The following is a 22944-nucleotide window of genomic DNA, read 5'->3' as shown; positions in this document are numbered from 1 at the left end:
CAAGCACATGACTCTGAAAGCAGCCCCCGCCCGTCTGTCCACGACTTCAGCCAGCTTCGACGCTGAATTCAAGGCGCGGCTGCATTGGTCCGCGGACGACGACGCGGCCATCGAGAAGGTTGTGGCCGACATCCTCGCCGACGTGCAGAAGCGCGGTGACGACGCGGTGCTCGAATACACGAATCGCTTCGACAGGCTCGATGCGAAGACGCTGCCCGAGCTTGAGCTGACGCAGGCCGAGCTCAAGGCCGCCTTCGAGGCGCTGCCGGCCGCCCAGCGCGCGGCGCTCGAAGCCGCCGCGCGCCGCGTGCGCAGCTACCACGAGGCCCAGAAGAAGGCCAGCGGGGAAAGCTGGAGCTACCGCGATGCATACGGCACGCTGCTCGGCCAGAAGGTCACGCCACTCGATCGCGTCGGCATCTATGTGCCGGGCGGCAAGGCCGCGTACCCGTCGAGCGTGCTGATGAACGCCATTCCGGCGCACGTCGCGGGTGTCGGCGAAATCATCATGGTGGTGCCGACGCCGAAGGGCGAGAAGAACCAGCTCGTGCTCGCCGCCGCCTACGTGGCCGGCGTTACGCGCGGCTTCACCATCGGCGGCGCGCAGGCCGTGGCCGCGCTGGCCTACGGCACCGCCACCATTCCTGCCGTCGACAAGATCACCGGCCCCGGCAATGCCTACGTGGCGGCCGCCAAGCGCCGCGTGTTCGGCACTGTGGGCATCGACATGATCGCGGGCCCGAGCGAAATTTTGGTGCTGGCCGACGGCACCACGCCGCCCGAGTGGGTGGCCATGGACCTGTTCAGCCAGGCCGAGCACGACGAGCTGGCCCAGAGCATCCTGCTGTGTCCCGACGCCGCCTACATCGACCGCGTGCAGGCCGAGATCGATCGCCTGCTGCCGGCCATGCCGCGCGCGGAAATCATCGCCGCCTCGCTCAACGGCCGCGGCGCGCTGATTCACACGAAGAGCATGGAAGAGGCCTGCGAGATCAGCAACCGCATCGCCCCCGAGCATCTGGAAGTCAGCAGCAGCGAACCGAACCGCTGGGAGCCGCTGCTGCGCCACGCCGGCGCGATCTTCCTGGGCGCCTTCACCAGCGAAAGCCTGGGCGACTACTGCGCCGGCCCGAACCACGTGCTGCCCACCAGCGGCACGGCGCGCTTTTCCAGCCCGCTGGGCGTGTACGACTTCCAGAAGCGCTCCAGCCTGATCGAGGTCAGCGAGGCAGGCGCCCAGGTGCTGGGCCCGATCGCCGTGACGCTGGCCGAGGGCGAGGGCCTGCAGGCGCACGCCGAAGCTGCCCGCATGCGGCTGCGTAAGATCTGAGCTCAAACAACCGGTCACCGGGAGGAGCAAGCAAGATGATCGATCGTCTCCGTCATTCGCGTCTTTTTCGATTCGCCATGGGCCTCGTTGCGGGCGCCGCACTGCTGGCCGCCTGCAGCCAGATGCCGCAGGCGCCGCGTACGTCGGCTGCCGTCAGCGCTACGCCCAGCGCCGCGCCGGCAGCGCCTGCCCCGCAACTCGGCATGCAATGGGGCGAGGGCCTCGAATCGAAGACCCGCACGGTCATCACCAAGCGCCTGTCCGACCAGCCGGACGACGTGGCCTCGCTGGGCTACAACGAGGCCTCTGCCGTGCGCCGCTCCGTGGGCAGCAATCCTGAGAGCCGCCTGAGCCTGATGCTGGCCGATGGCGACGTCGAATGGTCGGTGCTCGGCGAAGACAGCCGCCCGCTGCCGCTGCAGCGTGCCCGCCGGGGCAGTGGCGGCGAAGACATGTTCCGCCTCGCCGGCGTGCAGGGCTCGCGCTACACGCTGCGCTTTCGCAACCTCAGCGAGCGCAGCTACGAGGTGATCGCCACGGTCGACGGCCTCGACGTGCTCAACGGCAAGCCCGGCAGCCTGCGCAACGGCGGCTATGTGCTGCGCCCGCTGCAGGCGCTCACCATCGAAGGCTTTCGCAAGAGCGAGAACGAGGTCGCGGCTTTCCGCTTTTCAGCGCCCGGCCGTGCCTACGCAGCGAACACCGAAGCGGGCGACGTGCGCAACATCGGCGTGATCGGCGCTGCGCTGTTCGAACTCGAGGAGCGCGACGCACCGCGCCGCCAGCGCCGCGACGCCACCCCGTCGCAGCCCAGCGCCTTCCCGGCCGACGGAGCCTACGCGCCGCCGCCGCGCTACCGCAAGTGATGCCGATGAAGCGTGCCGCCGCCTTCCTGCTGCTCGCGCTGGCGGCCGCCACCGGCGCGCAGGCCATGAGCATCCGCGAACTGCGCACGCTCGAAGCCAGCGAGAAAGACGGCAAGGCCTACGCCAGCTACTACCTGGTCGGCGTGCTCGAAGGCCTGCGCGAAGGCGTCGAATCGTCGCAGCGCAACGGGCAGAAGCCCGTGTTCTGCGTCGAGGGCCGCCGCCTCGAACCCTCCATGGCGCGTTCGCTCTACCAGACCGAGCTGACCCGCAACGCCGACAGTTACGAAGCCGACATGCCAGTGCAACTGGTCATGGCCGGCGCCCTCCGAAACAGCTACCGCTGCACCCGATGACCGCTGCTCCCCAATCCGCCCGCCCGCCGCTCGACCGCATCCGCAACGACGTGCGGTCCATGCATGCCTACGCGGTGCAGGACGCGCGCGGCTTCGTCAAGCTCGACGCCATGGAAAACCCCTTCGGCCTGCCGCCCGCGCTGCAGGCCGAACTCGGCGCGCGCCTCGGTGCGCTGGCGCTCAACCGCTACCCGGGCGAGCGCGGCGCCGACCTTCAGCGCGCGTTGGCCGCGCACGCGCAGATGCCCGAGGGCTTCAGGCTGATGCTGGGCAACGGCTCGGACGAGCTGATTTCGCTGCTGGCCATTGCCTGCGACCTGCCCGGCGCCACCGTGCTGGCGCCCGTGCCCGGCTTCGTCATGTACGCCATGAGCGCGAAGCTGCAGGGCCTGAAGTTCGTCGGCGTGCCGCTCACGGCCGACTTCGAACTCGACGAAGCCGCCATGCTGGCCGCCATTGCGAGCGAGAAACCCGCCATCGTCTACCTCGCGTACCCGAACAACCCGACCGCCAACCTCTGGGACGACGCCGTCGTCGAGAAGATCGTCGAAGCCCAGGGCGCGCAGGGCGGCCTGGTGGTGATCGACGAGGCCTACCAGCCCTTCGCCGCCCGCAGCTACATCGACCGGCTCGCGAAGCACGGCCACGTGCTGCTGATGCGCACGCTCAGCAAGTTCGGCCTGGCCGGCATCCGCCTGGGCTACCTCATGGGGCCGGCCGCGCTGGTCGCCGAGATCGACAAGGTGCGCCCGCCCTACAACATCAGCGTGCTCAACTGCGAGTGCGCGCTGTTCGCGCTGGAGCACGCCGAGGTGTTCGAGGCGCAGGCCCGGCAGATCCGCGAGGAGCGCGAACGCCTGATGATGGGCCTCGGCCGCCTGCCCGGCGTGAAGACCTGGCCCAGCGACGCCAACATGATTCTTTTGCGCGTGCCCGATGCCGCCAAGACCTTCGAGGGCATGAAGGCACACGGGGTTCTGATCAAGAACGTTTCTAAAATGCACGAACTGCTCGCAAACTGCCTGCGCCTCACCGTCGGAACGGCCGACGAGAATGCGCGGATGCTCGCGGCACTCGAAGCCTCACTATGACCACCCCCACCAACCCGGGCAGCGCCGATCGCACCGCGACGGTCACCCGCAACACCGCCGAGACGAAGATCACCGTCAGCGTCAACCTCGACGGCACCGGCAAGGCCAAACTTGCTACCGGTATCGGCTTCTTCGACCACATGCTCGACCAGATCGCCCGCCACGGGCTGATCGACCTCGACATCGACTGCCAGGGCGACCTGCACATCGACGGTCATCACACGGTGGAAGACGTCGGCATCACGCTGGGCCAGGCCGTGGCCAAGGCCATCGGCGACAAGAAGGGCATCCGCCGCTACGGTCACGCCTACGTGCCGCTCGACGAGGCTCTGAGCCGCGTGGTCATCGACTTCTCGGGCCGTCCCGGCCTCGTGATGCACGTGCCGTTCACCAGCGGCATGATCGGCACCTTCGACAGCCAGCTCACCTACGAGTTCTTCCAGGGCTTCGTGAACCACGCCTTCGTCACGCTGCACATCGACAACCTCAAGGGCGTCAATGCGCACCACCAGTGCGAGACGGTGTTCAAGGCCTTCGCGCGCGCCATGCGCGGCGCGCTCGAACTCGACCCGCGTTCCGTCGGCGTCATTCCCTCGACGAAGGGCTCGCTCTGAACGCGTTCGTCCATCAGCTATGAAATCTGTAGCAAATACCGTTGCCGTGGTCGACTACGGCATGGGCAACCTGCACTCTGTGTCGCAGGCCGTGCGCCATGCGGCCGACCAGGTCGGCGTGGAGGTGTTCGTCACCTCCGACCCCGACGTGGTCCGCAAGGCGACCCGCGTGGTGCTGCCGGGGCAGGGCGCCATGCCCGACTGCATGCGCGAGCTGCGCGACTCCGGCCTGCAGGAGTCGGTGCTCGAAGCCGCGGCGAGCAAGCCGCTGTTCGGTGTGTGCGTGGGCATGCAGATGATGCTGTCGCGCAGCGACGAGGGCCCCACCGATGGTCTGGGCCTCATTCCGGGCGAGGTCGTCAAGTTCGACCTCGTTGGTCGCCTGCAGCCCGACGGCAGCCGCTTCAAGGTGCCGCAGATGGGCTGGAACCAGGTGCGCCAGGCCCAGCCGCATGCCGTGTGGGCGGGGGTGCCAGACCAGAGCTACTTCTACTTCGTGCACAGCTTCTACGCCCGCCCGACCGACCCCAAACACAGCGTGGGCGAGGCGGAATATGGCGCGAGCTTTACCGCAGCCATCGCACGCGATAACATTTTTGCAACCCAGTTCCACCCGGAGAAGAGTGCGGACCACGGGCTGCAGCTGTATCGCAACTTCCTCCACTGGAATCCCTGAACCCATTTTTCCGACCGGGCCGAACCTCTCACAGCCCGGATTCCGCACACTCGCGTCACTTCCATGCTCCTCATTCCCGCCATTGATCTCAAAGACGGCCACTGCGTTCGCCTCAAGCAGGGCGACATGGACCAGTCCACCATCTTCAGCGAAGACCCCGCTGCCATGGCCCGCAAGTGGGTCGAGGCCGGTGCGCGCCGGCTGCACCTGGTCGATCTGAATGGCGCCTTCGCCGGCAAGCCGCAGAACCACGCGGCCATCAAGGCGATCCTGAAAGAGGTGGGCGACGACATTCCGGTGCAGCTCGGCGGCGGCATCCGCGACCTCGACACCATCGAGCGCTACATCGACGACGGCCTGCGTTACGTGATCATCGGCACCGCCGCGGTCAAGAACCCCGGCTTCTTGAAAGACGCCTGCAGCGCCTTCGGCGGCCACATCATCGTGGGCCTGGACGCCAAGGACGGCAAGGTCGCCACCGACGGCTGGAGCAAGCTCACGGGCCACGAGGTGGCCGACCTGGGCAAGAAGTTCGAGGACTACGGCGTCGAATCGATCATCTACACCGACATCGGCCGCGACGGCATGCTCTCGGGCATCAACATCGAAGCCACCGTCAAGCTCGCGCAGGCGCTGACCATTCCGGTGATCGCCTCGGGCGGCCTGTCGAACATGGCCGACATCGACAAGCTCTGCGCAGTCGAATCCGACGGCGTCGAGGGCGTGATCTGCGGCCGCGCCATCTATTCGGGCGACCTCGATTTCGCCGCCGCGCAGGCTCGCGCGGACGAACTGGCCGGCGCCTGACGCTCTAACCGCGTAGCGCGTGCTTTCCGCGCTCGCCATCGCCAATTACCGCTCGCTGCGGCAGCTGACCGTGCCGCTGGGCCGGCTCACGGTCGTGACCGGGGCCAACGGCAGCGGCAAGTCGAGCGTGTACCGGGCGATGCGTCTGCTGGCGGACATCGCCAATGGCGGCGTGATCCGCTCGCTGGTGCGCGAGGGCGGGCTTTCATCGACTTTGTGGGCAGGGCCCGAGCGCTTCTCGGCGGCCATGCTGCGGGGCGAGGTGCCGGTGCAGGGCACATCGCGCAGCGAGCCGGTCGCGCTGAAGCTGGGGTTCGCTGGCGTCGAGGCTGAAGATTTCGGCTACGCCATCGACATCGGCCTGCCGCCACCGAGTTCATCGACGGCCTTTTCGAGCGACCCGCAGATCAAGCACGAGGCCATCTGGAGCGGCCCGCTGCTGCGCCCCTCGACGCACCTGGTCGACCGCAAGGGCGCCGCGCTGCGCCTGCGTGAGGGCAAGAGCTGGCAGGCTGTCGGCCGGCCCATTCCTGCTTTCGCCAGCATGATGACGGAGCACGCCGACCCGCGCGACGCACCCGAGATGCTCACGCTGCGCGAGCAGATGCGCTCCTGGCGCTTCTACGACCACTTCCGCTCCGACGCCGATGCGCCCGCTCGCCAGCCTCAACTGGGCACGTACACGCCTGTGCTGTCCAACGACGGCGCCGACCTGGCCGCTGCATTGCAGACCATCCGAGAGATCGGTGACGGCGAAGCACTCGACCGCGCGGTGGACGACGCCTTCCCCGGCGCAAGCATCGAAGTCCAGGTGACAGGCGACCGCTTCGAGACGCTGATGCACCAGCACGGCCTGTTGCGGCCCCTTACAGCCGCCGAACTCTCCGACGGCACCCTGCGCTACCTGTTGTGGATCGCGGCGCTGCTCACGCCCCGCCCGCCCGCGCTGCTGGTGCTCAACGAGCCTGAGACCAGCCTGCACCCCGATCTGCTGCCCGCGCTCGGCCGCCTCATCGCGCAGGCCGCGCTGCAGTCACAGGTGATCGTGGTGTCGCACGCCGCCCGGCTGATTGCCGCGCTGGACGACAGCGAAGGCCTGCAGCCGGTAGTGCTCGAAAAGCAGTTCGGCGAGACGCGCATCGCCAACCTCGACATGAGCGAAATACCGCGCTGGGAGTGGCCAGCGCGGTAGCAGTTGAATGAGGGCTTATTCGGCCTTCACCGACATCGTCTGGATGATCGTTTCCAGTTGCGCGCTCATCGGCAGGTTGATGCTTTCCCCCGACGGCAGCTTGCGCAGGAACCAGCGCTTGTACTGCCGCTCGATCTCGCCGTCTTCCGCCAGCACCTGGAAGGTGTCGACGACCACCTTGTTGAGCTGCGGGTCGCCCTTGCGGTACATGATCCCGTAGGGGTCGTAGGAGAGGAAGTCGCCGACCACTTCGTAGTCGGCCTTGGCGGCGTCCTGCGCGATCAGGCCGTAGAGCAGCACGTCGTCGGTCGCGAAGGCATCGGCCTGGCCGCTCTTCACCAGCCCGAACGACTCCGCATGGTCGCGCGTCACCTGCAGGTTGATGTTCAGCTTGAACTTCTCCGACAGGTCGCGCAGCGTCTTCTCGTTGGTGGTGCCGGCAGTGACGGCCACCTTCCTGCCCGCGAGGTCGCGGAACGACTTGATCGGCGAGCCCTTCTTCACCAGCACCTTGGTGCCCGAGACGAACATCGTGGGCGAGAAACTCACGCGCTTCTGGCGTTCGAGGTTGTTGGTGGTCGAGCCGCATTCCAGGTCGACCTTGCCGCTCGCGACCGCGTCGATGCGCGAGTCCGACGTGACGGGCACCCACTTGATCGTGAGGCTCCTGTTCACCGCGTCCTCGATGGCCGTTACCAGCGCGCGGCAAAGCTCGATCGAATAGCCGATCGGCTCCTTGCGCGCATTGAGGTACGAGAACGGCACCGACGACTCGCGGTAGCCGATGGTGATGGCGCCGGTTTCGCGGGCCTTGGCGAGGGTGCCGGTCAGCGCGGTGGGCGCTGCCTGTTCCTGCGCGTGTGCCGGTGCCGCCAGCACGAACACGGCGGCCGCCAGCAGTCCGGCGAGGAAAACCGACAGCGTGGCCTTGGGCTTCATGGCGCGCCTCACGCGTGGGCGGGGTGGGCGAGGGTGGCGCTGGCTTCCTCGTCGAGCGCCTTGGCGTTGACCTCGGCATCGCTCTCGGACATCAGCTCGCCCTCCCACTTGGCAACCACCGCGGTGGCGATGGAGTTGCCCACTGCGTTGGTGGCGGAGCGGCCCATGTCGAGGAAGGTGTCCACGCCCAGGATCAGCAGCAGGCCGGCCTCGGGAATGTCGAAGTGGTTCAGCGTGGCTGCGATCACCACCAGCGAGGCGCGCGGCACGCCGGCCATGCCCTTGGAGGTGAGCATCAGGATCAGCAGCATGGTGATCTGCGTGCTGATCGGCATGTGGATGTTGTAGGCCTGCGCGATGAAGAGCACGGCGAAGGTGCAGTACATCATCGAGCCGTCGAGGTTGAACGAGTAGCCCATCGGCATCACGAAGCTGGAGATCTTGCGCTTCACGCCGAAACGGTCGAGCGCCTGCAGGATCTTCGGGTAGGCCGCTTCCGAACTGGCAGTGGCAAACGACAGCAGGAAGGCTTCCTTGATGAGCACCAGCAGCTTGAACACGCGCGGGCCGAGGAACAGGAAGCCCGCCAGCACCAGCACGCTCCACAGCACGAACAGGCCCAGGTAGAAGTCGCCCATGAACACCGCGAACTTCAGCAGGATGCCCAGGCCGTTGACGGCCACCGTGGCGGCCATGGCGGCCAGCACCGCGAGCGGCGCGAGCTTCATGACGTAGCCGGTGATCTTGAGCATGGCGTGCGACAGCTCCTCGATGGCGGCGACCAGCGTCTTGGCCTTGTCGCCCAGCGAGGCGAGCGCCACGCCGAAGAACATCGAGAACACCACGATCTGCAGGATCTCGTTGTTGGCCATGGCCTCGACGAAGGACTTCGGCACCGTGTGGCTCACGAAGTCTTTCAGCGTGAATTTCGAGGTGGCAAGGTTGGCCGAGGCGCCGATGTCAGGCAGCGGCAGGCCGAGGTTTTCGCCGGGCTTGAGCAGGTTGGCCATGACCAGGCCGATGACCAGCGAGATCAGCGAGGCGGTGAGAAACCAGCCGATGGCCTTGCCGAACACGCGGCCGACCGACTTGGCGTCGCCCATGTGCGCGATGCCCACCACCAGCGTGGAGAACACCAGCGGGCCGATCAGCATCTTGATCAGGCGCAGGAACACGTCCGAGATGATGGAGACGTAGTCTGCGATTTCTTTCGCGGCTTTCTTGTCCGGAAAGCTGGAGAAGATCATGTAGCCCACGATGATGCCGAGCACCATCGCGATCAGGATCCAGGCGGCCATCGGCAGCTTCTTCATGCGTATCCCCTTGTCGTGTGAGAGTAGTTTTTCCGAGTGCACGGGACCGACTTGCACGTTGTCCCTCGATGCAAGCGATCACAGGGTATCCAAGAAGGCCCCGGGCACGCAATGGCCCTTGATGCCAATTCCGTGCCACGGTGCGGGTGCTGCCTACAATTCTCGCCATGGAAATCACCCCGATCGAGTTTCGCGGCCAGCCCGCTCTGCGTGCCAACGGCATCGATGGGAGCACCCTCACGGTGGCCTTGCATGGGGCGCAAGTGCTCTCTTGGACCGCGGCTGACGGGGTGGAAAGGCTCTACCTGAGCCCTTCGGCGGTGTTCGACGGGCATACAGCCATCCGCGGCGGCGTGCCCATTTGCTGCCCCCAATTCAACCAGCGCGGCATGTTGCCCAAGCATGGATTCATGCGCAATTTGCCTTGGGTGCACGAGGTTTCGGATGCGCCCGAAACGCTGAGGCTGACGCTTCGCGACTCCGAAGCCACCCGAAAGCTCTGGCCGCACGCTTTTGAGGCGCGGCTTGAAGCCGCTTTGTCCGGCGGCCAGCTGCGCACGACGCTCACGCTGGTCAACATCGACCGCGCACCCTGGACCTTTGCCGCCGCGCTGCACACCTACCTGCGCGTCGACGACATCGCCAACGTGCGGCTTGAGGGCCTGCAGGGCGCCAACCGCTGGGATTCGCTGCGCGACGACCGCTGGGTGGAAACCGCGGCAGCGTTGCATTTCGATGCAGAGTTCGACAGCGTCTATGCCGCGCCCGCCCAGCCGCTGCGGCTGGTCCAGCCGGGCGGCAAGCTCGAAATCTCCCAAAGCGCGAGCTGCAGCGAAACCGTGGTCTGGAACCCCGGCGCGGTGCTCGGTGCGAAACTCGCCGACATGCCTGCCGATGGCTTTCGCCACATGCTCTGCGTGGAGGCCGCCCGCATCGACGAGCCCGTGCTGCTGATGCCTGGCGCCCAATGGCAGGGCTGGCAACAGCTCCGCGTTCTCTGATTCCCTACCGGTTGTTCAACATCCCATGCTTGCCAAACGCATCATTCCCTGCCTCGACGTCACCGGCGGCCGCGTCGTCAAGGGCGTCAACTTCCTCGAACTGCGCGATGCCGGCGATCCGGTCGAGATCGCCGCGCGCTACAACGCCCAGGGCGCCGACGAACTGACCTTTCTCGACATCACCGCCACCAGCGACGGCCGCGACCTGATCCTGCCGATCATCGAGGCGGTGGCTTCGCAGATCTTCATTCCGCTGACCGTGGGCGGCGGCGTGCGCACGGTGGCCGACGTGCGCCGGCTGCTCAACGCCGGAGCCGACAAGACCAGCTTCAACTCGGCCGCCATCGCCGATCCGCAGGTGATCAGCGACGCCGCACAGAAGTACGGCTCGCAATGCATCGTGGTCGCCATCGACGCCAAGCGCCGCAGTCCCGAAGAAGCCGCCACCCGCGGCGCGGGCTGGGACGTATACAGCCACGGCGGGCGCAAGAACACCGGCCTCGACGCCGTCGAATGGGCGACCGAGATGGCGCGCCGCGGCGCCGGCGAGATCCTGCTGACCAGCATGGACCGGGACGGCACCAAGAGCGGCTTCGACCTGGAATTGACCCGCGCGGTGAGCAATGCCGTCAGCGTGCCGGTGATCGCCTCGGGCGGCGTGGGCAGCCTCGACGACCTGGCCGACGGCATCCAGACCGGCGGCGCCGACGCCGTGCTGGCGGCCAGCATCTTCCACTACGGCGAGCACACGGTGGGCGAGGCCAAGGCCCGCATGGCTGCGCGCGGCATTCCCGTGCGGATCGATGCTTGAAGCGTGTCCAAAGGGTCTTTTCCTATCCCCGACAATACTTCCATGAATTGGCTCGATGAAGTGAAGTGGGACGCGAACGGCCTGGTGCCGGTCATCGCGCAGGAACAGGGCAGCAACGACGTGCTGATGTTCGCCTGGATGAACCGCGAGGCGCTCGAAAAGACCGCCGAGCTGGGCCGCGCGGTGTATTTCAGCCGCTCGCGCAACAAGCTCTGGTTCAAGGGCGAGGAGTCGGGCCACGTGCAGACCGTGCACGAGATCCGCCTCGACTGCGACAACGACGTGGTGCTGCTCAAGGTCACCCAGCTCGGCCACGAGCCCGGCATCGCCTGCCACACCGGGCGCCACAGCTGCTTCTTCAGCAAGTACGAAAAGGGCCAGTGGACGGTGGTCGAACCCGTCTTGAAAGACCCGGAGTCGATCTACAAATGACGGCCACAGTGAACAGCAACACCTCCGACGCCCTCGCACGCCTGGCCGCGGTCATCGAAAGCCGCCTGCCCGCGCGCGGCGGCGATCCCGAGAAGAGCTACGTCGCGCGCTTGCTGCACAAGGGCCCCGACGCCTTCCTCAAGAAAATCGGCGAGGAAGCCACCGAGGTCGTGATGGCCGCCAAGGACGCCGACCATGGCGGCGACCGCTCGAAAATAGTGAACGAAGTGGCCGACCTGTGGTTCCACACCATGGTGGCGCTGGCGCACTACGGTTTTTCCCCGTCAGACGTCACCGCGGAACTCGAGCGCCGGGAGGGCACCAGCGGCATCGAGGAAAAAGCGCTGCGCAAGGTGCAGCAACGCGGCATCGAAGAGCAGCAGAAAGGCCAGGCCTCCGAATGAACGAAATCACCGCGATCGACGACATCTCCGGCAAGACGCCCGAGCAGCTGGAAAGCCTGCGCCAGATCACGCTGGCGGTGTACATCCTCTATGCGCTTTCGTGGTTCACGGGCGGCCTCACGGGGATCGTGGGCATCGTGCTCAACTACCTCAAGCGCGAGGATACGGAGGGCACGCTCTATCAAAGCCACTTCACCTGGCAGATCCGCACCTTCTGGTGGGGCCTGGTCTGGTCCATCCTGGGGTTTATCACCATCTGGATCCTGATCGGCTTCCCCATTCTCTTCGTCACTGCCGTGTGGATGATCTACCGGCTGGTCAAGGGCTGGCTGAACTGGAGCGAACGCAAGCCCATGGCTGTCTAACGAACAACCTCCATGTCACACGATCCCAACTGCATCTTCTGCAAAATCATCGAGGGCAAGATTCCCTCGCGCAAGGTCTACGAAGACGAAGACCTGTTCGGCTTCCACGACATCGCGCCCTGGGCGCCGGTGCATTTCATGCTGGTGCCCAAGAAGCACATCGCCTCGATGGCCCAGTTGACGCCCGACGACGAGGCGCTGATGGGCAAGATCATGATCCTGGCGCCCAAGCTGGCGCTGGAGCAGGGCTGTAGGCCCTATCCGGACGGCGGCTACCGGGTCGTGGTCAATACCGGCACCGAGGGTGGGCAGGAGGTTCACCATCTCCATGTCCATGTCATGGGTGGTCCCCGGCCGTGGCTTCGCGGCTGAGCGGCATTAAGCCAAACTGTCACATTCCGCCCGACTAAAATCGGACACATTCTTAGGAGTTCTCCATGGGTTCTTTTTCCATCTGGCACTGGCTGATCGTGCTGCTCGTAGTGGTCATGATCTTCGGCACCAAGAAGCTGCGGAACATGGGTTCGGATCTTGGCGGCGCCGTCAAGGGCTTCAAGGACGGCATGAAGGACGGCAGCTCGTCCGATGCCGCCGCTTCGTCGGCCCCCGCCCAGCAAGTGACCGGCCAGCCGGCCAACAGCGACAAGCCGACGATCGACGTCGAAGCGCGTCAGAAGTCCTGAGCGCGGACCGCACGTGCTCGACCTCGGCATTGAGAAGCTGGCGCTGATCGGCGTCGTGGCGCTGATCGTCATCGGCCCGGAAAAGCTGCCGCGCGTGGCTCGCACCGTCGGCACCCTGCTTGGCAAGGCGCAGCGCTACGTGAACGACGTCAAGGCCGAAGTCAACCGCTCGATGGAGCTCGACGAGCTCCGCAAGATGAAGACCACCGTCGAGGATGCGGCGCGCGACGTCGAGCACAGCATCCACACGGGCGCGAGCGAATTCGAGAAGCAGTTCAGCGGTTCGGGCGAAACCCTCTCGGCGCTGGCCGAACCCGAGCCGTCGCCGCCCGAATACAAGCACCCCCGCAAGAACTGGCGCCTGAAACAGGGCGCCACGCCACAGTGGTACAAGGCGCGCAACGGCGTGCGCACCAAGGCGCTGTCGGGCGCGGCGCGCGTTGCGCGCTTCCGCCCGCACACGATCAACAAGATCAACTAGCGCATCCACAACACCGCGTTCTGCGCGCGCCGCACGCCGGCCGACGTCACGCTATCTTCTTTTCCAATGGCTGATTCCGACAACAAGAACAAAGACAAAGAAGACGAGCTGGCGGGCACCGAACAGCCGTTCGTGGCGCACCTGGTCGAGCTTCGCGACCGCCTGCTCTATTGCGTCTACGGCCTCGTGGTCGCGGGCATCCTGCTGGCCATCTGGCCCGGCCCGGGCGGGCTGATCGACCTGATCGCGATGCCGATCAAGGCGCACATGCCGCACGACGCGAAGCTGATCGCCATCGGCGTGTTCTCGCCGTTCTTCGTGCCGCTCAAGGTTTTGATGATGGCCGCCGTGCTGCTGGCGCTGCCCTGGCTCATGTACCAGGCGTGGATGTTCATTGCGCCGGGGCTCTACAGCCATGAAAAGAAATTCGCGCTGCCGCTGATCTTCTTCGGCAGCCTGCTGGCCTATGCGGGCATCGCGTTCGTGCAGCTCTTCGTGCTGGACAAGATGTTCAGCTTCATCCAGCGCTTCGCACCCTCCGCGGTGCAAGCAACGCCCGATATTTCCTCGTACGTCGAGGCGATCCTGTCGCTCTACATCGCCTTCGGCGTGGCCTTCCAGGTGCCGATCGTCGTGATGCTGCTGGTGCGTTTCGAGATGGTGACCATCGAGAAGCTGAAGTCCTTCCGCGGCTACTTCATCGTGGTCGCGTTCGTCGTTGCCGCGGTGCTCACGCCGCCCGACGTGGTGTCGCAGCTGGCGCTGGCGGTGCCGATGTGCCTGCTGTACGAAGTGGGCATCATCGGTGCCAGGTACTTCGCCAGTTCCGGCAAGAAGCCAGAGGAAGAGGAAAGCGCTGATTCAGCGCAATCCTGATCGACCGACCTGACAGCCCGTTATTCGGGCTGACTCGGCGGTACCTGCCGGACCGGGCTCTTCGGGCGCAGACCTGGCGTCACATCCAGCTCCATCTTGTCGCTGCCGCGCTGCAGCGCGAACCGCGAGGTGCTGCCTGGCTTCAGGCCGGCCACCGCGGTCAGCAGCGCCTGCACGTTGTCGGTCTTCTTCTCGCCGACCGAGGTGATCACGTCACCCGGGCGAATGCCGGCCTTGGCGGCCGGGCCGTTCTGCAGCACGCCGGTGATGATCACGCCCGCGTCCGCCTTCACGCCGAAGGTCTCGGCGAGTTCGGGCGACAGGTCGCTCGGCTCCACGCCGATCCAGCCGCGGCGCACCTGGCCTTCCTTCACGATCCCCTCGAGCACGATCTTGGCCATCGACACCGGAATGGCGAAGCCGATGCCCATGCTGCCGCCCGAGCGCGAGTAGATCGCGGTGTTGATGCCCTGCAGGTTGCCGTTGACGTCGATCAGCGCGCCACCCGAGTTGCCGGGGTTGATGGCCGCGTCGGTCTGGATGAAGTTCTCGAAGTTGTTGATGCCGAGCTGGTTGCGGCCCAGTGCCGAGACGATGCCGCTGGTCACGGTCTGGCCCACGCCGAAGGGGTTGCCGATGGCCAGCACCTGGTCACCCACCTGCAGCGCGTCGGAATCGCCCAGCACGATCACCGGCAGCTTGTCGAGCTCGATCTTCAGCACGGCCAGGTCGGTGTCGGGATCGGTGCCGATCACCTTGCCGCGCGCATGGCGGCTGTCGTTGAGCGTCACTTCGATCTCGTCGGCGCCCTCGACCACGTGGTTGTTGGTGAGGATGTAGCCGTCGGGGCTCACGATCACGCCGCTGCCCAGGCCCACCTGGGGCTGGTCGTCCTGGTCGCCGAAGAAGAAGCGGAACCACGGGTCGTTGCTTCGCGGGTGGCGCTGCGCGGCCTTGCTGGTGTTGATGCTCACCACCGCCGGGGAGGCCTTCTTGGCCGGCACGCTCAGGCTGCCGGGCGTCGTCACGCCCGGGTTGCCGGCCGGTGCCTCGACGATCGACACCACGCCACCCAGCGAGGTTGCGCGCTTGTTGATCCACTCGGGCTTGAGCGTCGCGACGACGAAGTAGGCCGCGAGCAGGACGGTCACGGCTTGGGCGAAGAGCAGCCAGGTGCGTTTCATGAAAGATTGGTGAAAAAGACGTTGGAAGGCTGCAGTGCAACGCAGCAATGTTGTCAATTGTCCCTCAACCGCCTGGTGCAGAAACCGCTCGCAGAGGTCGAGATTAAGACTTCCTGCGTACGTAAAGCCGGGTTAACACCTAGCATCGCAGGTCGGTCCCATCCGGCCCGTGTTTTTCAGGCCTCCCGCGCTGCCCACCCGGTGGAAGCGGCCAGGCATTTCGCCAGCGCGCCATTTTTCCGTTTTGTCACCCGGTCCCGCGGGCTGGCGCGCGATCACGATCTCCCTGCCAGCCATGACTTCAGAAGCAACCTTCCCGGACGGCGCGCAGCCGGCGCCGGCACGCACGCTCGACTCGAGCGACTACAAGACCCTCGGCCTGTCCGCCCTCGGCGGCACCCTGGAGTTCTACGACTTCGTCATCTACGTGTTCTTTGCCACCGTGCTGGGCGCGCTGTTCTTCCCGACCGACATGCCCGACTGGCTGCGGCAGCTGCAGACCTTCGGCATCTTCGCGGCCGGCTACCTCGCACGCCCGGTGGGCGGCATCGTCATCGCGCATTTCGGCGACATCTTCGGCCGCAAGCGCATGTTCACGCTGTCGATCTTCCTGATGGCTGCGCCCACGCTGGTGATCGGCCTGCTGCCGACCTACGCGAGCATCGGCGTTGCGGCGCCCCTGCTGCTGCTGGCGATGCGCGTGCTGCAGGGCGCGGCCATCGGCGGCGAGATGCCCGGCGCCTGGGTGTTCGTGGGCGAGCACGTACCGGCGAAGCGCTACGGCTTCGGCATCGGCATGCTGACTTCGGGCATCACCGGCGGCATCCTGCTGGGCTCGCTGATCGCGGTGGCCATCAACCGCCACTATTCGCCCGAGCAGGTGAGCGACTTCGCCTGGCGCATTCCCTTCATCCTGGGCGGCGTGTTCGGGCTGGTGTCGGTGTACCTGCGCCGGTTCCTGCACGAGACGCCGGTCTTCAAGGAGCTGGCTGGCCGCCGCAGCGTGGCGCGCGAGATGCCGCTGCGCACCGTGCTGCGCGAGCACCGCCTGGCCTGCGTGTACGTCGCGCTGCTGACCTGGGTGCTGTCTGCCGCCATCGTGGTCGTGGTCCTGTACACGCCCACGTATCTGCAGAAGGTGCACCACATTCCCGCCGCGCTGGCGCTCGAGGCCAACGCGCTCGCCACGCTCACGCTGACCATTGGCTGCATGCTGGCTGGCTGGGCCAGCGACCGCATCGGCACGCGCACCGTGATGCTTGTCGGCTGGGGCGGCCTGTTCGTCACGGCCTACCTGTTCTACAGCGGGCTGCCCGGCACGCCGGCCACGCTGTTCTGGCACTACGGGCTGGTGGGCCTGTTCGTGGGCACCATTGCTACCGTGCCGATTGCGGGCGTGCGCGCCTTCCCGGCGCCGGTGCGCTTCACCGGGCTTTCGTTCGCCTACAACATGTCTTACGCGGTCTTCGGCGGGCTGACGCCGGTGATCCTGACGCTCTGGCTGCAGCGCGACACGATGGCGCCGGCGCATTACGTCGCGGTGCTGGCCGGGCTGGGCTTCCTGCTGGCGTTCCTGCCCCTGGCCGCACGCGGCCATGCCATGCGGGATGGCGCGGCCCCCGCGGGCGGCGCGACAATGGCGCGATGAGCACCACCCGCCACGAACTGCTCCACGCATTCGACCTGCTGCTGGCCCCCGGGCGCTTCAAGGACTACGGACCCAACGGCCTGCAGGTCGAAGGGCGCACCGTGGTCCGCAAGATCGTCTCGGGCGTGACCGCCAGCCGCGCGCTGATCGAGGCCGCGATCCAGGCCGAGGCCGATGCCATCTTCGTTCACCATGGCCTGTTCTGGCGCGGCCAGGACGGCTGCGTCACCGGCTGGATGAAGCAGCGCCTGGGCCTGCTGCTGGGCGACGACGTCAACCTGTTCGCCTACCACCTGCCGCTCGATGCGCATCCCGAACTCGGCAACAACGCGCAGCTCGGCCTGAAGCTGGGGCTCGTGGCCCATGCCGGTTCGACCGGGCGCTTCGGCGAGCAGGAGCTGGGCTTTCTCGGAATGCAGGAAAGCGGCGAGAGCTTTGCCAACGCCAAGGCGCTCGCCATGCACGTCGAAGGTGTGCTTAAAAGGCCGGTCACGCTCGTCGATATGGCGCATCGCGCTATCAAAAACGTAGCTTGGTGCACGGGTGGCGCGCAGGGCTACTTCGAAGCCGCCATCGCGGCCGGCGCCGACGCCTTCATCACCGGCGAAATCTCGGAGCCCCAGGCTCACTACGCGCGCGAGATGGGCGTGGCTTTCCTGGCTTGCGGGCACCACGCCACCGAACGCTACGGCGCGCCGGCGGTGGCCGGGCATGTGGCGGCGCAGCTCGGGCTGAAGCACGAGTTCATCGACATCGACAACCCGGCATGAGCGCAGCGCCGGGCCGCCCCAAGCAAGCTCGCACCGCAGTGCGAAGCACGGAGGTATTTCAATGAGCGGGGCCATTGCCATCACGCTGGGCGATCCCGCGGGTATCGGGCCGGAGATCATCGTCAAGGCGTTTCGTGATGCACCTGACGCGACCCGCAGCGCCTTCGTCGCCGGCGACGTGGGCACGATGCGCCAGGCCTCGCAGGCCCTGGCCGGGCCGGGTCAGCTGGCTTGGCCTGTGCTCGAGATCGAATCCGTCGCCGAAGCCGCGACCGTACCGCCGGGCTGCATCCCCGCGCTGCAGGTGATCGCGCCACCTTCGCACATCGAAACGGGCCGCATCAGCGCAGAGGCCGGCCGCGTGGCGGGCGAATGCGTGATCTGGGCCGCGCGGGCCGCGCTGCGCGGCGAGATCGGCGCCATCGTGACCGCACCGCTGCACAAGGAAGCGCTGTCGGCCGCCGGCTTTCCGTACCCCGGCCACACCGAGCTGCTGCAGGCCGAGGCGGCCGCGCATCTGGGCCGCACCGTGGCCGACGTGCCGGTGCGCATGATGCTGGCCAACGACGAGCTGCGCACCGTGCTCGTCAGCATCCACATGTCGCTGCGCAACGCCATTGAGGCGGTGCGTTTCGAAGGCGTGCTCGAAACGCTGCGCATCACGCATCGCGCGTTGACGCATGCGCTGGGCCGCGCGCCGCGCATCGGCGTGGCGGGCCTCAACCCGCATGCGGGCGAGGGCGGTCTGTTCGGTTCGGAAGAGCGCGAGATCATCGCGCCGGCCATCGAGGCCGCGCGCGCCGAAGGCATCGACGCCAGCGGGCCCTATGCGCCCGACACGGTCTTCATGCGCGCACGCGCCAGGCACGGCGTGCCCTCCAGTGGCGAGTTCGACGTGGTGGTGGCGATGTACCACGACCAGGGCCTGATTCCGGTCAAGTACCTGGGCGTGGAGAAGGGTGTGAACGTGACGCTGGGCTTGCCGCTGGTGCGCACCAGCCCTGATCACGGCACTGCGTTCGACATCGCGGGAACGGGGCTGGCCGATGCGTCGAGCCTCGTCGAGGCGCTGCGCATGGCCCGGGTGCTCAAGGGCGCTTGATCAGGGGCGCTTGAGGCTGTCGCGGATTTCGCGCAGCAGCACCACGTCTTCGGGTGTCTCGGGGGCCGCGGCCGGTGCAGGCTCTTCGTTGCGCTTCAGGCGGTTGATCTGCTTGACCATGATGAAGATGATGAAGGCCAGGATCACGAAGTTGACTGCGATGGTGATGAAGTTGCCATACGCCAGCACCGGAACGCCGGCCTTCTTCAGGTCTGCCAGCGTGTTCGCCACGCCGGCGGGCGCCGTGCCCAGCACCACATAGAGGTTGGAGAAGTCGAGCTTGCCGAACACCACGCCGACCAGCGGCATGATGATGTCGGCCACGAGCGAGTCGACGATCTTGCCGAACGCTGCGCCGATGATCACGCCGACCGCAAGGTCGATGACATTGCCCTTGACGGCAAATTCCTTGAATTCACTGAGGATGCTCATGATTCAAAAGGCTGCTGGAGCTCTGCTGTTGAAGGAAAGTCGAGTATGCCCGCGATTGCTCACTTCTCCAGCGAGCGTGGCGCAACATCGACATGCGCGGCCGGCAACCCTTCACGACTGCGCGCGGCAATTTGCCTGAAGCCGTCCTCGAGATGGCGCACGAAGCGCGGCGTGTCGAAGTAGCCGCGGCGCGCGTCCTTGGCCGCCACGAGCCGCGCGCGCAGTGCGGCCAGCTCCTCCGGGTGCGTGGCGTAGTGGATGGCCTTCTGCACGTACTCGTCATGGTTCGTGGCCACCAGCTCCGGCAGCCCGATGGCGCCGAGCAGGCTGCCCGCCATGCGCGACACCATCGTCGTGCCCGTGAGCGCCAGCAGTGGCACGCCCGACCACAGCACGTCGTTCGCGGTGGCGCCGCTGCTGTAGGGGAAGGTGTCGATGAACAGGTCAGCCAGGCCGATGCGCGCCAGATGCTGGTCGACCGGCATGCGCGGCGACACGATCAGGCGCTCGGCCGGCAGGCCCGCCTTGTCCCATTGCGCGCGCAGGTTGTGCTCGAAGCCGTGCGGGCCCTGTGCCAGCCACAGCACCGAGTTCGGAATGCCCTGCACGATGCGCACCCACGCCTCGAAGGTCTCGGGCTGGATCTTGAACGACTGCGAGAAGTTGCACAGCACGAAGGCGTCTTCGGGCAGGCCGTGCTCGGCGCGTGTGGCCTTTTGCGGATTGACCGGGCGCTTCGTGTCGATCACCTGGAAGGTCTCGGGCAGGCGCAGCAGCTTCTCGGTGTAGCAGTCTTCCGTGCCCGGCGGCGAGAGGAAGTTGTCGGACACCAGGTAGTCGTAGTTAGGCGTGCCGCTGGTGCCCATGTAGCCCAGCCACATGAGCTGCGCTGGCGCCGCGTGATAGGCCATGACCTGCGGCTTGGCGCCGCGCGTGTCGCCCGAGAGGTCGATCAGGATGTCGATCTCGTCCTCGCGGATGCGCTCGGCCATCTGCTGGATCGACTGGCCGTGCATGTCGACGAAGTGCTCGGCCGACGCGGCGATGCGCGCCCGCGCAGGATGGCCGTCGTCCGGACCGTAGGAGTAGACGAAGACTTCGAAATCTTTACGGTCATGCTGGCCGTACAGCTCGGCGGTCAGGTGCGCGACCGGGTGGTTGCGGAAGTCGAATGAGTAGTAGCCCACGCGGATGCGCGGCGCCGTGCGGCGCGCGCCGGCATCGGCGAAAGGCCTGATGCCCGTGTTCCGGTCGGCCAGCGTGGCGGAGCGCTGGGTCCAGTTCATCAGCCGGCGCGCATCGTCGTAGTTCGACATCAGGATGAACGACGACACGGTCTGGTCGTTGTTCGGGTTGTCCAGCAGCGCCGCGATCCTGGCGCGCAGTTCGGGTACGCCGTTCCAGTCGGCGATGTGCGCCTTTTCGCCCAGCATCCACACCATGGCCGGCATGAAGTCGGGGTCGTCGCGCAGGCACTGCTCGAACTCCGCAATGGCCGCCTCCGACCGGCCGGCCATCACATAGGTCACGCCCAGGTTGCAGCGTGCGAGCACCTGGCGCGGATGCACTTCGAGCGCCTTCTTGAGCACTTCGATGGCGGTGTCGAAATGGCCGAGGCGGAAGTTCACCGTGCCCAGGTTGTTCAGCAGCAGCTCGTGCTCGGGCAGGCTTTCCAGCGCCAGCTTGTAGAGCTCGGCCGATTCCGCAAAGCGCATCGACACGCCTTCGAGCGCGCCGCACACGCCGTAGAGCGCGGCCACGCCTTCGGGGTCGGACAGCGCCTTGTGGCGCTCCTCGGCCGGCCAGTTGCGCATGGCGCGCTGCATGGGCGCGATGGCCTCCTCGGTGCGGCCGCAACTCTGCAGCGCCCTGGAGAGCATGAAGGCGGCCTCGCAATCCTGCGGGTCGACCGCGGCCCGCTCGTACGAGTCGAGCGCGGCGGCCCAGTCTTTTTGATGCGCGCGGATCTTGCCGATGTTCTTGTGCGCGGCCGCATAGCCAGGGTCGAGCGCGAGCGCCTGGCGGAACTGCACGATCGCCTCGTCGAAGCGGTCCTGCTCCATGTCGATTGCGCCGGCGTTGTTCCATGCCGCGGGCGCCTGTGGTGCGAGCCGCGTGGCTTCAGCCGCGGCCTCGCGTGCCTGGCGGAACTTCTTCTGCTGGCGGTACACCGCCGACAAGTTCACGTAGGCCTCGGGGTAGTTCGGCAGCGCCTTGATCGCGCGGCGAAGGTCTTGCTGCGCTTCGGCCGGCAGGCCCATGTGCATGAAGATCGTCGCGCGGGTATTGAAGTAGAAGTGGTGCGGCGACCGCGCGATTGCGCGGTTCACATAGTTCAGTGCCAGCTTCGGCCGCCCTTGCCGGTACAGCGCCTCGCCCGTCAGGTGCAGCGCGTCGGCATGCTCCGGAAAGCGCGACAGCAGGGCTTCGTAGACCTGGATGGCCTCGGCGAAACGGCCCACCCGGTGCAGCTCCAGTCCCTGTTCCAGAAGGCTGCCGGCATCTGCTGCCGATGTGGGGGGTGCGGGGGCGAGAGAAGGTGAGTTCATGAAGCCGTGTGATGGACGGGTCAGGAGGTCGGCCGCTGCAGGAAATGCCGGCCTTCATGCAAGTGAAAAAGGCCGGCAACCCAGTATAGGGGCCGGCCTTCCGTTTCATCAGCGGGCGTTCCCACAGCGCAGGGGCGCCGCAGGCACGCCGGGCCGGATTACCAGGACCAGGAGGCGCCGATGCCGCCGCCGACCTTGCCGCTGCTGCCGCTGCCGATGTTCACCTTGATCTGCGCGCCTTCGCCGATGCGGAAGCTGGCTGCCGCAGCGAGGGCCGAGCGGCCGTCGTACGAGCCCACGCCCACGCCGATGCCGAAGCTCTTGCCCGCTTCGAGCGCCGGCACCGAGGCTGCTGCCAGGGCGATGGCCGCACCGGTGCTGCTGGTCTTGCGCATGTCCTGCACTTCGTTGCGGACCTGGTTCAACTGCGACATGTTCGCGGCGTCCGTCGGCAGGACGCCGGGAGCCACGTTCTGCACGCGGCCGTTGGCGACCACGCCGTTGCCCGCCGTGATGGTGCCGCCCGCCGTCACGTTGCCCGTGACGTTGACCGTGCCCGCGTTCAGTGTCGTGACGTTGCCGGTCACGGCGTTGATAGTGGTGATGTTGCCGGTCTGCGTGTTCAGCACCGTGATGTTGCCGTTGGCCGCCGTGACCGTCTGGAAGTTGCCGGTGGTGGCGTTCACCGTGCTTGCATTCACCGTCGTGGCGCTCACCGTATTGGCGGTCAGCGCGTTGATGGTGGCGCTGGCTGCCGACAGGTTGGTGGTGCTGACGTTGGTTGCGCTCAACGTGTTGATCGTGCCGCGGCTCGCCGACAGGTTCGTCGTGCTGACGTTGGTGGCGCTCAGCGTGTTGATGGTGCCGGCGTTGGCGGTCAGGTTGGTGGTGCTGACGTTGGTGGCACTCAGCGTGTTGATGGTGCCGGCGTTGGCCGTCAAGTTCGTGGTGCTGACGTTGGTGGCGCTCAACGTGTTGATGGTGCCGTTGTTGGCGGTCAGGTCCGTCGTGCTGACGTTGGT

General features: G+C 66.5%; 26 protein-coding genes. 20 read left to right on the top strand and 6 right to left on the bottom strand.

The genetic code is table 11. The annotated features are described in order from the left end of the window. The first annotated feature begins 7 nt into the window (after positions 1-7). The 8 genes from hisD (at position 8) to AC07O3_RS12825 (ending at position 6932) form a co-directional block, all read left to right on the top strand. Positions 8-1330, top strand: coding sequence for a histidinol dehydrogenase (hisD, locus tag AC07O3_RS12860; protein WP_495339477.1), 1323 nt, complete (start codon positions 8-10; stop codon positions 1328-1330). Positions 1331-1365: 35 nt separating this feature from the next. Further along, complete coding sequence (locus AC07O3_RS12855) at positions 1366-2196, top strand: hypothetical protein (protein ID WP_495339476.1); 831 nt, start codon at positions 1366-1368, stop codon at positions 2194-2196. Positions 2197-2201: 5 nt separating this feature from the next. Next, entirely contained in the window at positions 2202-2552 is a 351-nt protein-coding gene (locus tag AC07O3_RS12850; RefSeq protein WP_256216704.1) for a hypothetical protein, read from the top strand. Beyond that, positions 2549-3643, top strand: a complete 1095-nt coding sequence (gene hisC / locus AC07O3_RS12845; RefSeq protein ID WP_495339475.1) for a histidinol-phosphate transaminase — start codon at positions 2549-2551, stop codon at positions 3641-3643. The genes AC07O3_RS12850 and hisC overlap by 4 nt, the downstream gene beginning before the upstream one ends. After that, on the top strand, positions 3640-4257 hold the full coding sequence (gene hisB / locus AC07O3_RS12840) for an imidazoleglycerol-phosphate dehydratase HisB (protein ID WP_093048619.1): 618 nt from the start codon (positions 3640-3642) through the stop codon (positions 4255-4257). The genes hisC and hisB overlap by 4 nt, the downstream gene beginning before the upstream one ends. Before the next feature lie 19 nt (positions 4258-4276). Continuing rightward, entirely contained in the window at positions 4277-4933 is a 657-nt protein-coding gene (gene hisH, locus AC07O3_RS12835; protein ID WP_093075863.1) for an imidazole glycerol phosphate synthase subunit HisH, read from the top strand. Positions 4934-4996: 63 nt separating this feature from the next. Then, complete coding sequence (gene hisA, locus AC07O3_RS12830; RefSeq protein WP_093048625.1) at positions 4997-5740, top strand: 1-(5-phosphoribosyl)-5-[(5-phosphoribosylamino)methylideneamino]imidazole-4-carboxamide isomerase; 744 nt, start codon at positions 4997-4999, stop codon at positions 5738-5740. A gap of 19 nt (positions 5741-5759) precedes the next feature. Next, positions 5760-6932 (top strand): AAA family ATPase, encoded by a 1173-nt coding sequence (locus AC07O3_RS12825; RefSeq protein ID WP_495339474.1) that lies wholly within the window; start codon positions 5760-5762, stop codon positions 6930-6932. Between the two features lie 15 nt (positions 6933-6947). Here AC07O3_RS12825 and AC07O3_RS12820 read toward each other — a convergent pair whose 3' ends face one another. Both AC07O3_RS12820 and AC07O3_RS12815 read right to left on the bottom strand, forming a co-directional pair. Further along, on the bottom strand, positions 6948-7871 hold the full coding sequence (locus AC07O3_RS12820) for an amino acid ABC transporter substrate-binding protein (RefSeq protein WP_495339473.1): 924 nt from the start codon (positions 7869-7871) through the stop codon (positions 6948-6950). Between the two features lie 8 nt (positions 7872-7879). After that, positions 7880-9184, bottom strand: coding sequence for a dicarboxylate/amino acid:cation symporter (locus tag AC07O3_RS12815; RefSeq protein ID WP_093048634.1), 1305 nt, complete (start codon positions 9182-9184; stop codon positions 7880-7882). A 167-nt stretch (positions 9185-9351) separates the two neighbouring features. On the opposite strand from AC07O3_RS12815, the gene AC07O3_RS12810 reads away from it, so the two are divergent. The 9 genes from AC07O3_RS12810 to tatC all read left to right on the top strand — a co-directional run bounded on the left by AC07O3_RS12810 (position 9352) and on the right by tatC (position 14237). Next, positions 9352-10185 carry a D-hexose-6-phosphate mutarotase gene (locus AC07O3_RS12810; protein WP_093075859.1) on the top strand — a complete coding sequence of 278 codons (834 nt, stop codon included), beginning with the start codon at positions 9352-9354 and terminating at the stop codon, positions 10183-10185. Between the two features lie 25 nt (positions 10186-10210). Further along, positions 10211-10996: an imidazole glycerol phosphate synthase subunit HisF gene (hisF, locus tag AC07O3_RS12805; RefSeq protein ID WP_093048640.1), complete on the top strand. Its 786-nt coding sequence runs from the start codon at positions 10211-10213 to the stop codon at positions 10994-10996. Positions 10997-11038: 42 nt separating this feature from the next. After that, positions 11039-11428, top strand: coding sequence for a phosphoribosyl-AMP cyclohydrolase (gene hisI, locus AC07O3_RS12800; RefSeq protein ID WP_013539725.1), 390 nt, complete (start codon positions 11039-11041; stop codon positions 11426-11428). Next, complete coding sequence (locus AC07O3_RS12795) at positions 11425-11832, top strand: phosphoribosyl-ATP diphosphatase (protein WP_093172468.1); 408 nt, start codon at positions 11425-11427, stop codon at positions 11830-11832. The genes hisI and AC07O3_RS12795 overlap by 4 nt, the downstream gene beginning before the upstream one ends. Next, the gene (locus AC07O3_RS12790) at positions 11829-12197 is read left to right on the top strand and encodes a DUF4870 family protein (protein WP_176928690.1); all 369 of its coding nucleotides are present in this window, start codon (positions 11829-11831) and stop codon (positions 12195-12197) included. Before AC07O3_RS12795 ends, AC07O3_RS12790 begins: the two co-directional genes overlap by 4 nt. A 12-nt stretch (positions 12198-12209) precedes the next feature. After that, a complete protein-coding gene (locus tag AC07O3_RS12785) occupies positions 12210-12569 on the top strand; it encodes a histidine triad nucleotide-binding protein (RefSeq protein WP_093048646.1) in 360 nt (119 codons plus the stop codon). Between the two features lie 65 nt (positions 12570-12634). After that, on the top strand, positions 12635-12880 hold the full coding sequence (gene tatA / locus AC07O3_RS12780; RefSeq protein WP_093048649.1) for a Sec-independent protein translocase subunit TatA: 246 nt from the start codon (positions 12635-12637) through the stop codon (positions 12878-12880). A 13-nt stretch (positions 12881-12893) separates the two neighbouring features. Beyond that, positions 12894-13361, top strand: coding sequence for a Sec-independent protein translocase protein TatB (gene tatB / locus AC07O3_RS12775; protein ID WP_007835284.1), 468 nt, complete (start codon positions 12894-12896; stop codon positions 13359-13361). A gap of 66 nt (positions 13362-13427) precedes the next feature. After that, positions 13428-14237, top strand: a complete 810-nt coding sequence (tatC, locus tag AC07O3_RS12770; RefSeq protein ID WP_093075856.1) for a twin-arginine translocase subunit TatC — start codon at positions 13428-13430, stop codon at positions 14235-14237. A gap of 20 nt (positions 14238-14257) precedes the next feature. Here tatC and AC07O3_RS12765 read toward each other — a convergent pair whose 3' ends face one another. After that, positions 14258-15421: a trypsin-like peptidase domain-containing protein gene (locus AC07O3_RS12765; RefSeq protein ID WP_093048655.1), complete on the bottom strand. Its 1164-nt coding sequence runs from the start codon at positions 15419-15421 to the stop codon at positions 14258-14260. A 295-nt stretch (positions 15422-15716) separates the two neighbouring features. On the opposite strand from AC07O3_RS12765, the gene AC07O3_RS12760 reads away from it, so the two are divergent. From AC07O3_RS12760 to pdxA, 3 genes are all read left to right on the top strand, one after another. After that, on the top strand, positions 15717-17069 hold the full coding sequence (locus tag AC07O3_RS12760) for an MFS transporter (RefSeq protein ID WP_495339472.1): 1353 nt from the start codon (positions 15717-15719) through the stop codon (positions 17067-17069). Next, complete coding sequence (locus AC07O3_RS12755) at positions 17066-17839, top strand: Nif3-like dinuclear metal center hexameric protein (protein WP_495339471.1); 774 nt, start codon at positions 17066-17068, stop codon at positions 17837-17839. The genes AC07O3_RS12760 and AC07O3_RS12755 overlap by 4 nt, the downstream gene beginning before the upstream one ends. A 61-nt stretch (positions 17840-17900) precedes the next feature. Further along, on the top strand, positions 17901-18941 hold the full coding sequence (pdxA, locus tag AC07O3_RS12750; RefSeq protein ID WP_495339470.1) for a 4-hydroxythreonine-4-phosphate dehydrogenase PdxA: 1041 nt from the start codon (positions 17901-17903) through the stop codon (positions 18939-18941). On the opposite strand, the gene mscL is transcribed toward pdxA, so the two are convergent. The 3 genes from mscL to AC07O3_RS12735 form a co-directional block, all read right to left on the bottom strand. After that, positions 18942-19373 carry a large conductance mechanosensitive channel protein MscL gene (gene mscL / locus AC07O3_RS12745; protein WP_093048667.1) on the bottom strand — a complete coding sequence of 144 codons (432 nt, stop codon included), beginning with the start codon at positions 19371-19373 and terminating at the stop codon, positions 18942-18944. It lies immediately after the preceding gene. A gap of 59 nt (positions 19374-19432) precedes the next feature. Beyond that, the gene (locus tag AC07O3_RS12740; protein WP_495339469.1) at positions 19433-21922 is read right to left on the bottom strand and encodes a tetratricopeptide repeat protein; all 2490 of its coding nucleotides are present in this window, start codon (positions 21920-21922) and stop codon (positions 19433-19435) included. A 158-nt stretch (positions 21923-22080) separates the two neighbouring features. Next, positions 22081-22944 (bottom strand): YadA-like family protein (locus AC07O3_RS12735; RefSeq protein ID WP_495339468.1); only part of this gene is annotated, 864 nt, incomplete at its 5' end.

The sequence above is a fragment of the Variovorax sp. GW821-FHT09D05 genome, assembly GCF_059416325.1.
This window is presented reverse-complemented; position numbering and strand designations above follow the sequence as displayed.